This is a genomic window from bacterium, from assembly GCA_030685015.1.
In the GTDB taxonomy this organism is placed as follows: domain Bacteria; phylum CAIWAD01; class CAIWAD01; order CAIWAD01; family CAIWAD01; genus CAIWAD01.
In genome coordinates this window covers 40,005-50,020 of the sequence record JAUXWS010000036.1, presented here as the reverse complement: position 1 = coordinate 50,020, position 10,016 = coordinate 40,005, and the positions used below count along the sequence as shown (strand labels likewise).

Sequence of the window (10,016 nt, the reverse complement as noted above, 5' to 3'; positions counted from 1 at the left end):
GAAAGCTTCTGGTGCGGTATGAAAAACTCGACCGCAGCTACATCGCGCTGGTCATGCTTGCCGCAGCCATCATTGTTTTCCGCATGGTGCCGGGAGACGTAAATATTATTCACGGATAGGCTCTTAGCCACTTGGCGGTCTTCATCGCCCCAATCGGTCCGGATTTTCCGCAATTTTCTTGAACAGACCACCAGTATGCTCATCGAAAATTCCGAAAAACCGGCCTCGATTTGGGCGCGAATCCCATCCAAGGCCCAAGCCCGACAGGCTGCTAGCTCTTCGCGCCCTTTCCGCAAGCAGCGTGACAGGCGAGCCCCCAAGCACAAGCGCCTCGGGTCTTCAGCTCGGTGACCGCGCAGCCGCGTCCAACTGCTGCGCTCTTGCACCTACGATTAGTAGCCAAAGCGTGAACACCACCTCCCCGAGGAGGGCGGGGATGGCGATCTTCGAGACCATTCCCACGCGTTGTGGCAAGAGCAGCCCCGTAAGGCTGATGGCTACATAGGCGAAGCCGTTGATGACCAGCCAGCCGCCCAAGATGCGAGGAAGAAAGCCTGACCGGAACACAAGCAGCCCGAGGGGAAGGAGCCACAGCCCCCAGAAGATCTGTGCAACAAGAGTCCCCTCCTTGTCCGCATTGAAGAGCAGCATTGCGACGGCGTCCCGCTGGGGCTTGTCGAACACCGTCAGGGACTCAGCACCGCGCACAAATCCGAGGGTGGCCACTTGGTTCGCCGTGCCCACGAATGCCAACGGAGCAGTCATGAGCACCAGCATCACCATGAGCGCGGCGTGCTGCTGGTTCACTCCCTTCAGCAGTCGGTAAAGGGCCAGGACGAGCGAGATGAAGAGGAACTCGGAGACGAGCCCGACAACAATGTAGCTTCGGAACAACGACTCGTGGACCAAGATGTTACCGGCCGTCGCGGCGGAGTCTCCCCGGACGAACAACCTGCCAGGAACGTAAATGAGGACGAACATCCCTGTGAGTACGACGAGCAGGTACAGCAATCCTGCGACTCGTGCCGTTGTTCTCGTTGAATCCATCGTGTCCTCTCCCTGTTATTGCCGTTGAGGAGTCTCGTCGGTCTGCACCGCTAGAGGCCTCCACGCTCCCGCCCCTGCTACCTCAGGTCCGCCCAACGTTGGCTTCAGCCGCTGTTAGGCACCTATTATCTGATTTAGACCCTCTACGACCCGGGCCAACTGCTCCGGCGAAATTCGACCCAGTCTGTCGCCGATTCGCTCAACGGCAAGTGTTCGAATCTGACTGATCTTGACCCAAGACGGTTTGGGTAATGGAATTCCCTCGATCTCCAGTGTGAGTGGAAAGCCTGCTCGCTGAACCTGGCTGGTCAGCGCGACAGCGATTACCGTTCCTGACCGCTCGTTGAACACATCATGACTTAGAATCAGAACGGGCCGTAACCCAGCCTGCTCATGGGCTCGCACGGGATTCAGATCCGCCCAGCGGATCTCACCTCTCAGTAGGTGGGCCATTCTGCCAGATCCTCGTTCAGGCCTTCCTCAGCCATGGCTTTTTCGTAGGCCGGGTCCAGCTTGGCGCATTCCCGCGCCAGCTGTGTTCGCTCAAGACGCTCTAACTTCTCTTCGATGGCCGCTTCCACAGCTTGGCTGCGGCTTGGGAAGCCTGCTTCGATCACAAGCCCGTCGAGACGGGCGAGAACTGCGGGATTAAGCGCGATGGCGATCTTGGTTTTTGGCATTTGGTCCTCCGGTATGCAATATATTCATACCGCGCTGGAGTTGCAACTGCTTGTGTGCCTAACGCCAATTGCAGCCCAATCTGACTGGGCGCGTCCGGGTCAAGGACGGCGAGGCTGGCTGCCGGCGGGCGAGGCCACGGAGCCGGCGCTTCGTCAAGACTGGGTCAGCCCAGGGCGAAGCGGGCGGTCGCTGGGCATCAGGCGAGGCGCTTGCGGAAGCGCCAGATGGCCAGGCTGAAGAAGGCGGTGCCGTGCAGGGCCAGCATGGCCAGCTGCGGCCAGAGGTCGGCGGCGCCGCTCCCCTTCAGGAAGATGCCGCGCACGATCTCGATGATGAAGCGCATGGGATTGAGCCAGGTGAGCCAGATGAGGGCCTCCGGCATGTTGGCCACCGGGAAGAAGAAGCCGCTGAGGAGGATGGCGAAGACGAGGAAGAACCAGACGGTGAACATGGCCTGCTGCTGCGTCCCGGAGACGGTTGAGGCAAGCAGGCCGCCCCCCAGCGTGACGAGCAGGTAGAGCAGGAAGGCGCCGCCCAGCAGCGGGACGGAGCCGGCCAGGGGCAGCTGGTACCAGAGGACGGCCACGGTGGTGGCCAGGGCCAGTTCGCCGAAACTGAGCAGGGCGAGGGGCAGGGTTTTGCCGAGGACAAGCTGCAGTGGCGTGAGGGGACTGACCAGCAGCTGCTCGAGGGTGCCCAGCTCCTTCTCGCGCACCACGGTCATGCTGGTCAGCATGGCGGAGATGACGGTGACCAGCACGACGACGATGGCCGGCACCATCTGGAAGCGGCTGACCAGCTCCGGATTGTAGAGGAAGAGCGTGGCCAGGCGGATGCCGCCGGCCGGCGCGCGGCCCGTCGCTTCCCGGGACGCCCGCCGGGCTTCCAGCTGCAGGATGGCCTGGATCTGGGCCAGGGCCTGCCCGGCCTGCGCCGAGTTGCGTCCGTCCACAGTGAGTCCCAAGACGGCCCGGCCGCGCTCCTGGTCGCGCTGGAAGCCGGCGGGCAAATGAAGGGCGATGTCGGTCCGGCCCGTCACCAGCAGGTGCTCGATCTCCCGGGGATGGGCCGCCACCGGCCCGGGACGGAAGGTCTCGGTCTGCAGGACAGCGGCGGCGAGGCGGCGCGACGAGGCGCTGCCGTCCTCGTCCAGCACGCTCAGCCGCACGCCCTTGAGGTCGAAGCTGACAGCGTAGCCCAGCACGAAGAGCTGGATGATGGGCATGAAGACAATGAGCCGCACCATCATGGGATCGCGGAAGATCTGACGGAACTCCTTCACGATGAGGCTGCGCAGCGCGTCCATCGTCCTCCTCACTCGTCCAGGTGCGTGCGGAAACGGCGCAGGGCCAGCAGGCCGAGCAGCAGGCCCATGGCGCCCAGGATGGAGCCCTCGAGGGGCCAGGCGTTGACGCCGGCCAGCATCACGCCGCGGATGATGCGCAGGTACCAGGTGGCGGGGATGAGCTGCCCCACCAGTTGCAGGGGCCAGGGCATGCTGGCGTGGGAGAAGATGAAGCCCGAGAGGAGCAGGGTGGGGAGCAGGGTGACGACGAGGGCCAGCATCATGGCCACCTGCTGCGTGCGCGCCAGGGCGGAGATGAGCAGGCCCAGGCCCAGCGCCACCCACAAGTAGAGCAGGGTGTAGCCCCAGAGGGCGAGCCAGGAGCCGGCCATGGGCACCTGGAAGACCCAGCGTCCCACCGCGAAGATGACAGCCGTGTTCAGCACGCCGATGAGGAGGTAGGGCTGGATCTTGCCCAGGATGACCTGGAGGGGGGTCACGGGGGCGGTCAGCACCTGCTCGAGGGTGCCCGTCTCCCGCTCGCGCACAATGGAGATGCTGGCGAGGAGGGCGCAGATCATGATGAGGACGATGGCGACGAGGCCGGGAACGATGAACCAGGCGCTGACCCGCTGCGGATTGAACCAGGTGCGCGACTCGAGGGCGAGGCCGGACGGCACCGCGTGCCCGGTCGCGCCGGCCAGCCGCTGGTCGTGGAGGCGCAGGGCCTGCTCCAGGTAGCCGGCCACGGTGGCGGCGGTGGAGCCGTCGGCGCCGTCCACCACCAGTTGCAGCTCGCCCTGGCCGTCGCGACCCAGGCCGCGCCCGAAGCCCGGCGCGATGACGAGGGCGGCCAGGAAATGGCCGCGCCGGAAGCCGGCCTCGATCTGATCCCGCTTCTCCAGGTGTTGCACGACCTGAATGAAGCCGCTGGAGCCGATCTCCGCCACCAGGGAGCGGGCGGCGGGGCCGCCGTCCTGATCCAGCACGGCGATGGGCAGCTGGCGCAGCTCCATGTCGATGGCCGTGCCGTAGAGCCAGACCATGGCCAGGGGCATGAGGATGGCCACCAGCAGGCTGCGCGGGTCGCGCAGGATGTGGAGGAACTCCTTGGCGGCGATGGCGAGGACCCGCCTCATGGCAGCCTCCCTGGCTGCGCCCCACCACTTCCATGGAAAAGGAATGGTGGAAAAGGATCGTGGCAGGTCGTACATGTTCGAGTGAATGGCGGTTTTCCCTCCCACCACCCCCCACCCACCCGGGGCACTCGGACAAGTGAAAAATGATCCCCCTATCCCCCCGTCCATCCACCACTTTCTTGCTGGACCGGATCATTCCCTTGACAAGGGCCGCTTCGGCACGAGGCTGGCGCGCGCCTCATGTCCTCATCGATGGACGACCCTGCCGCCAGCGATCCAGGCCATGGCCGTCGCTCGGCCCCGGCGGCCTCAAGGAACTCGCCACCCATGTCCCCGCGCCGCCCCATCATGCCGCCACCACCCGCAGGAAAAGCTCCTGCATGCTGGCGGCGCCCCATTGCTCCTTGAGCCCGGCCGGCGTGCCCAGGGCGGCCAGCCGCCCCTCCACCATGATCGAGACACGCCCGCAGTACTCGGCCTCCTCCATGAAATGGGTGGTGACGAGGACGGTCGCCCCCTCGTCCGCCACCTCGTAGATGAGATCCCAGAAACGGCGCCGGGCCACCGGATCCACCCCGCCGGTGGGTTCGTCCAGGAAGAGGATGGGTGGCCGATGCAGCAGCGCCACGCCCAGGGCCAGACGCTGCTTGAAGCCCAGGGGCAGCGCCCCCGTCCGCGCCGTGCGCCAGTCCGTCAGGTCAAGGCGGGCGAGCAGCTCGTCGCCCCGCTGGCGCAGATCGTCCGGGGGCAGCCCGTAGATGCCGCCATAGAACTGCAAGTTCTCCCCCACGGCCAGATCCTCGTAAAGACCGAAGCGCTGACTCATGTAGCCGATGCGCCGCTTGACCTCCTCCGGCCGGCTGGACACGGGCAGCCTGTCCACCCAGGCCTCGCCGGCGCTGGGGGCGAGCAGGCCGCAGAACATGCGGATGGCCGTCGTCTTGCCCGCCCCGTTTGCGCCCAGGAAGCCGAAGATCTCGCCGCGGGCCACCTCCAGGTCCAGCGCCTCCACCGCCGTGAAAGAGCCGAAGCGCCGGGTCAGCCCCTTGGCATGGAGGGCCAGCGTGCTCCCGCCGGGCGCGGTTGACAGGCAGGGTGCCGGGCGGTGGCTCACGCCGCCTCCCTCCCCTGGGAGGTCAGCTCGAAGAAGGCGTCCTCAAGCCCGGGGGGACTGGGCAGCGCCGTCAAACCCTGCGTCTGGGCGAATCGCCTCGCCTCCTCCACCTGTTGCTCGGTGTCGCAGGCCAGGCGCAGGTCGTTGCCCACGCGGCGCACATCGCCCAGCTCCAGCCGGCTGAACCCGCGCTCGATGAGCCGGCCGCCCCCGCCGGCCACCACCAGCAGCCGGCGCCGCACGGCGGAGGCGACGGAGGCGGGCGGACCATCGGCCAGGACGTGGCCTTGATGGAGCAGCTGGATGCGGTCGCAGCGCGCCGCCTCGTCCATGGCGGGCGTGCTCACCCACAGGGCCATGCCCTGCCCGGCCAGCTCGCCCAGCAAGTGCCAGAACTCCTGCCGGCTGACGGGATCCACGCCGGTGGTGGGTTCGTCCAGGATGAGGAGGCGCGGTTCGTGCAGCAGGGTGCAAGCCAGGGCCAGCTTCTGCTTCATGCCGCCCGAGAGGGCGCCGGCCCGGCGCCGGGTGAAGGGTTCGAGGCGGGCGAAGGCGAGCAGGCGCTCGCGCCGCCGCCGCCACAGGGCGGCGGGCAGGCCGTGCAGCTCGGCGAAGAAGCGCAGGTTCTCGTCGACGCTGAGATCGGGGTAGAGACTGAAGCGCTGCGGCATGTAGCCGAGCAGGGGCCGGATGCGGGCCGTCTGGGTGGCGCAGTCCAGTCCCAGCACGCGCGCCGATCCTCCATCGGGCCGCAGCAGGCCGCAGACGATGCGCATGGCCGTCGTCTTGCCCGCGCCGTCGGGACCGATCAGGCCCAGCGTTCCGCCCGCCCCCAGCTCCAGGGACAGGCTGGCCAGCGCGGGGCGTCCGGCCCAGGCGCGGCGCAGGGAATCGACGGCCAGGACTGGCGGACTCATGGCGTGTCCGCCAGGATGACCTCCGCCGGCATGCCGATGAGCAGCCGGCCCGCCGGGTTCTCCACGGTGGCGCGCACGGCGTGGACCAGCTGGGCGCGGGCCTCGCGGGTCTGGGTGTTGCGCGGCGTGAATTCCGCCACGGAGGAGACCCAGGAGACGGTGGCGGGGAAGGATTCGCCGGGAAAGGCGTCGACCTCCAGCTGGAGGGCCAGCCCCGGACGCACCAGGCCCAGCTCCGGCGCACCCAGGTAGAAACGCAGCTCCAAGTGCGAGAGGTCGGCCAGGAGCAGGGCGGGCTGCCCGGGGGCCAGCCATTCGCCGGGTTCGGCGTAGCGCTCCAGCACCGTTCCCGGACCCGGCGCGGTCAGCACCGCGTCGGCCAGGAGACGGTCCTGCACGGCGAGGGTGGCCTCCAGGGCCAGACGCTCGGCGGCGAGGGCCTCGCCCTCGTGGGTCGCGGCCAGGCGCCGCGCCACCCACTGGTCGCGCTGGGCGCGGGTCTCGTCCAACAGCTGGTCGGTGGCGCTGCCGGCGGCGTGCAGGGCCGTCACGCGCTCCAGGGTCCGCTCCGCCAGTTGGAGGGCGGTCTCCGCCTCCCGCCCGCCGTCATTGGCCCGCTTGAGGCGGGCAGCCAGGGTGGCCAGGCCGGCCGCGCTTTGGGCCCGCTGCAGCTGCTGCAGGGAAAGGTCAAGCACCACCAGCGTGTCGCCGGCGGCCACCACCCCGCCCTCCACCGCCCGCACCTCCAGCACGCGGGCCGCCAGGGAGGGCGCCAACCGCAGATCCGTCGCCTCGAGGCTGCCCGCGGGCCGTCCGCCCCCCGCCTTGCCACCACAGCCAACGGCCAGAAGGCCGGCCCCCAGAGTCAGGAGGACCTGGCGGCATCGCCCATGGGTCCAGCGTGAACAGCTCATCATCGCCTCACCTTCCCTTGGCCAGCCGAAGCTGGTTCTCCGCCAGGCGCAGGCGGGCCGCGCCCAGGATCTCCTCGAGGCGGGCCTGCCGCGCGTCATCCGCGGCGTCCAGCCATTCGCGCTCGGTGGCCATCCCTTCCCGCCAACGGCTCTCCACCAGCTCCAGTCGCCGCTCCTCGACCTGCACCCGCCGCGCCGCCTGGTCCAGGGCCAGCTCCTCGCTCCGTCTCAGCTCCAGGACGGCGGCCAGCCGCGCCACCTGGCGACGCTCGGCCTCGGCCAGGCGCTGCTCCAGCGCGCGCCGCTCCCAGGCCGCCTCGCTGCGCCGCAGACGCCCCAGGCCATGATCCCACAGGGTCCAGCGCAGGCGCAGCTGGGCGCTGCCGTAGTCCATCCATTCATTGGTGATGGGATCCACGCCGGGTCGCGCCAGGTGCCAGGCGGCGCCGGCCTCCAGGCGCGGGCGCAAAGCGGCGGCGCGCTCCGCCTCCACGGCGCCGGCCACCGAGAGGCGGGCGTCAAGGGCACCCAGCGCGGCGGGACGGATGGGGGGCAGGCCAGGATCCAGCCACGACGGCCCGAGATCGCCCCGCGGCACCACGGCCCGCCCGGGGGAGCCGCAGAGCGAGCCCAGCTCCAGCCGGGCCACGGTCATGGCGCCGCGGCGACGCTCCTCCTCCTGGCGCACGGTGAGCAGGCGGCTCTCGGCGAGCAGCTCGGCCTCCTCGCCGCCCAGGCCCGCCGCTCGACGGCGGCCCAACTCCTCGTGGTGACGCTGCAGGCGTCCCAGCGACAGGGCCGTCGCCTCCCAGGCCGCCTGCGCCACCATGGCCTCCAGCCAGGCGACGCGCAGTTCGCCGGCCAGACGCAGGCTGTCGGCCATCAACTCCTGGTCGCGGACCACGGCCTGGGCCGCCGCCGCCACCTCCCCGGCGCGCAGGGCGCCCCCGGCGTAGAGGGTCCAGCTGGCGGCCAGGGCGGCGTCCACCGTGCGACCGTCGCCGAAGGAGATGGAGCGGCCGGGGATGTCCAGCTCCTGGGTGCGACTCACCCAACCCGTCGCCAGATCGAAGCCGAGCACCGGGGCGCGCCGGGCGGCGGCCTGGCGGCGGGCATCCAGCGCGGCCGCGAGGACATGACGGGCGGCGACGGGACTCTCCGCGGTCTGCCAGGCGCGCTGGAGGAAGGAGGCCAGATCCAGGCTGTCCGCCGGCATCTCCCGGGCCTGGGCGGCCAGAACGGCCGCCAGGACGATGAGCAGGCCCTTCATGGCTTCACCTCCGGAGCGAGACCGCCGCGCAGGACGGATTCGATCGAGGCCTGCAGGCCGCGCCGGGTGGCCTCCTTCCGCAGGTTGGTGCCCAGCACGGCCTGGAAGAGGGGCTCCATCAGCACCAGGCCGTAGCTGATGGAAAGCAGCAGGACGAGGAGGTGGTCGGCCGGCACCGGCCGCAGCCGGCCATCGGTGACGGCCGTCTTCACCGCCGCCGAGAGGCGCTTGCGCAGGCCGAGGGGACCGTGCGGCCCCAGCTCGGGCAGAATCTCCCTGAGCACGCCACCCTCGGCCCCGATCTCCCGCCGCAGGAGGCGCGCCGTCTCGGGGTGATCCTGGAACCAGGCGTGCAGGCGGCCGGGGAAAGTGGCGAGCAGCTCCTCGAGGGGCAGGACCCCCAGGCGGCCCTCCGTCTGGTGGCGCAGCACCTTGAGCAGCTCCACCGTGAGGACGCGGCGGTAGAGGGCGGCCTTGCTGCCGAAGTAGTAGTGGACAAGGGCCTGGTTGAGGCCGGCCGCCTCGGCGATGGCGCGGGTGGAGGCGGCGTGGAAGCCGTCGGCGGCGAAGCGCAGGCGCGCCGCCTGGAAGAGGCGTCCGGCCGGCGTGTCGGCGGGCGGCTCGCGCCAGGACTCGGGCAGTTGGTCGGCGGCGGGGATGGCCTCGCCGGGTGGCGGGATGATGGACACGGGGCGCTCCCTTGGTCAAATGCCTTAGTCAACCGACTAAGGCGGTTGAATGATAAGAGGTGGCAGCGGGGAAGTCAAGGGCGTGGGCGGATAGAATTGCCCCCGCCGGCGGGAGCCGACGGGGGCTGTCTGCGGCAGTCGCGGGGGATGGTCCGCGTCGGGCGGACCCACCCACAGGGATGCGCGACAGGCGGGATCAGGGCAGGAGGAGGCTGAGCCGGTAGAGGCGCATGGCCGGCCCCGGCGTGGCCGGATCCACCCAGAAGGTGTCCGTCGTGGTGGCCAGGTACTCCCAGGGCTGGTACCAGCGTTCCCGGTGCCAGAGGTGGTACTCGAGGGCATTGAGGGCGCGGTCCCAGTCCAGCTGCATGACGCCGCTGCCCAGATTGGTGATATAAAGCGGTGGCACCTGGCAGACCTGGTGCTCCACCCCGGCGCCAAGGGTAATGTAGAGGGGATCGTTGTCCATGTCGCGGAAGAGGGCGTTGTCCACCCACAGGGTTTCGATGCCGCAGTCCTCGCCCTGGAGGATGATGTAGCAGAGGGCGCCGGGCCCCTGGCCGCCCGCGGTGCCGCCCAGGATGGCGTGGTCGATGGTGAGCACGCTGTTGCCGTTGGCGCCCGCATCCTCCCAGTAGAAAAAGGTGGGCGTGTGGGCCAGCATCACCTCGCCCTGCTGGATGGATTGGATGGTGACGCGGTCCCGGTTGTAGTGGAAGTCCAGCGTGTAGCCGCGCAGGTCGGAGACGGCCGCGTCCACCCTAAGCTCGACGGTGACCAACTGGCCGGGCTCCACCACGATGGGTGCCACCTGCAGCTGGAGGGACTGCCCCAGGGCGGGGCGCAGGCCCAGGAGAAGGGCGGTCAGGAGGAGGATCAAGGCGCGCATGTGGGGCTCCTTCCACGGGTCGGTCGCCGCAGGCCGTTGCATGGTGGAAAGGCGGGGACGGCCCGCGCCGC

At 69.3% G+C, this 10,016-nt stretch carries 12 protein-coding genes; 1 reads left to right on the top strand and 11 read right to left on the bottom strand.

All coding sequences use genetic code 11. The features are described from left to right. The coding region (locus tag Q8O14_04360) for an IS5/IS1182 family transposase (protein ID MDP2359971.1) at positions 1-119 on the top strand (119 nt) is incomplete at its 5' end. Between the two features lie 220 nt (positions 120-339). On the opposite strand, the gene Q8O14_04355 is transcribed toward Q8O14_04360, so the two are convergent. The 11 genes from Q8O14_04355 to Q8O14_04305 all read right to left on the bottom strand — a co-directional run bounded on the left by Q8O14_04355 (position 340) and on the right by Q8O14_04305 (position 9,945). Beyond that, positions 340-1,011 (bottom strand): DUF4386 domain-containing protein, encoded by a 672-nt coding sequence (locus tag Q8O14_04355; protein MDP2359970.1) that lies wholly within the window; start codon positions 1,009-1,011, stop codon positions 340-342. A 150-nt stretch (positions 1,012-1,161) separates the two neighbouring features. Beyond that, the gene (locus Q8O14_04350; protein MDP2359969.1) at positions 1,162-1,500 is read right to left on the bottom strand and encodes a type II toxin-antitoxin system PemK/MazF family toxin; all 339 of its coding nucleotides are present in this window, start codon (positions 1,498-1,500) and stop codon (positions 1,162-1,164) included. After that, positions 1,485-1,727, bottom strand: a complete 243-nt coding sequence (locus Q8O14_04345) for a ribbon-helix-helix domain-containing protein (GenBank protein MDP2359968.1) — start codon at positions 1,725-1,727, stop codon at positions 1,485-1,487. The genes Q8O14_04350 and Q8O14_04345 overlap by 16 nt, the downstream gene beginning before the upstream one ends. Positions 1,728-1,924: 197 nt before the next feature. Further along, positions 1,925-3,034, bottom strand: a complete 1,110-nt coding sequence (locus tag Q8O14_04340; GenBank protein ID MDP2359967.1) for an ABC transporter permease — start codon at positions 3,032-3,034, stop codon at positions 1,925-1,927. Between the two features lie 8 nt (positions 3,035-3,042). Then, the gene (locus Q8O14_04335; protein MDP2359966.1) at positions 3,043-4,152 is read right to left on the bottom strand and encodes an ABC transporter permease; all 1,110 of its coding nucleotides are present in this window, start codon (positions 4,150-4,152) and stop codon (positions 3,043-3,045) included. A gap of 346 nt (positions 4,153-4,498) precedes the next feature. Then, positions 4,499-5,266 carry an ABC transporter ATP-binding protein gene (locus Q8O14_04330; GenBank protein ID MDP2359965.1) on the bottom strand — a complete coding sequence of 256 codons (768 nt, stop codon included), beginning with the start codon at positions 5,264-5,266 and terminating at the stop codon, positions 4,499-4,501. Beyond that, on the bottom strand, positions 5,263-6,183 hold the full coding sequence (locus Q8O14_04325; protein ID MDP2359964.1) for an ABC transporter ATP-binding protein: 921 nt from the start codon (positions 6,181-6,183) through the stop codon (positions 5,263-5,265). Before Q8O14_04325 ends, Q8O14_04330 begins: the two co-directional genes overlap by 4 nt. Continuing rightward, entirely contained in the window at positions 6,180-7,100 is a 921-nt protein-coding gene (locus Q8O14_04320) for an HlyD family efflux transporter periplasmic adaptor subunit (GenBank protein ID MDP2359963.1), read from the bottom strand. Before Q8O14_04320 ends, Q8O14_04325 begins: the two co-directional genes overlap by 4 nt. A 4-nt stretch (positions 7,101-7,104) precedes the next feature. Beyond that, positions 7,105-8,367: a TolC family protein gene (locus tag Q8O14_04315; protein MDP2359962.1), complete on the bottom strand. Its 1,263-nt coding sequence runs from the start codon at positions 8,365-8,367 to the stop codon at positions 7,105-7,107. Further along, a complete protein-coding gene (locus Q8O14_04310; GenBank protein MDP2359961.1) occupies positions 8,364-9,056 on the bottom strand; it encodes a TetR family transcriptional regulator in 693 nt (230 codons plus the stop codon). Before Q8O14_04310 ends, Q8O14_04315 begins: the two co-directional genes overlap by 4 nt. A 196-nt stretch (positions 9,057-9,252) precedes the next feature. Next, on the bottom strand, positions 9,253-9,945 hold the full coding sequence (locus tag Q8O14_04305; protein MDP2359960.1) for a hypothetical protein: 693 nt from the start codon (positions 9,943-9,945) through the stop codon (positions 9,253-9,255). Between the last annotated feature and the right edge of the window lie 71 nt (positions 9,946-10,016).

Bases quoted from the DNA above. Each gene is read 5' to 3' on its own strand.
- Q8O14_04350 (MDP2359969.1), bottom strand. From the start codon at position 1,500: ATGGCCCACCTACTGAGAGGTGAGATCCGCTGGGCGGATCTGAATCCC.
- Q8O14_04345 (MDP2359968.1), bottom strand. From the start codon at position 1,727: ATGCCAAAAACCAAGATCGCCATCGCGCTTAATCCCGCAGTTCTCGCC.
- Q8O14_04340 (MDP2359967.1), bottom strand. From the start codon at position 3,034: ATGGACGCGCTGCGCAGCCTCATCGTGAAGGAGTTCCGTCAGATCTTC.
- Q8O14_04335 (MDP2359966.1), bottom strand. From the start codon at position 4,152: ATGAGGCGGGTCCTCGCCATCGCCGCCAAGGAGTTCCTCCACATCCTG.
- Q8O14_04325 (MDP2359964.1), bottom strand. From the start codon at position 6,183: ATGAGTCCGCCAGTCCTGGCCGTCGATTCCCTGCGCCGCGCCTGGGCC.
- Q8O14_04320 (MDP2359963.1), bottom strand. From the start codon at position 7,100: ATGATGAGCTGTTCACGCTGGACCCATGGGCGATGCCGCCAGGTCCTC.
- Q8O14_04315 (MDP2359962.1), bottom strand. From the start codon at position 8,367: ATGAAGGGCCTGCTCATCGTCCTGGCGGCCGTTCTGGCCGCCCAGGCC.
- Q8O14_04305 (MDP2359960.1), bottom strand. From the start codon at position 9,945: ATGCGCGCCTTGATCCTCCTCCTGACCGCCCTTCTCCTGGGCCTGCGC.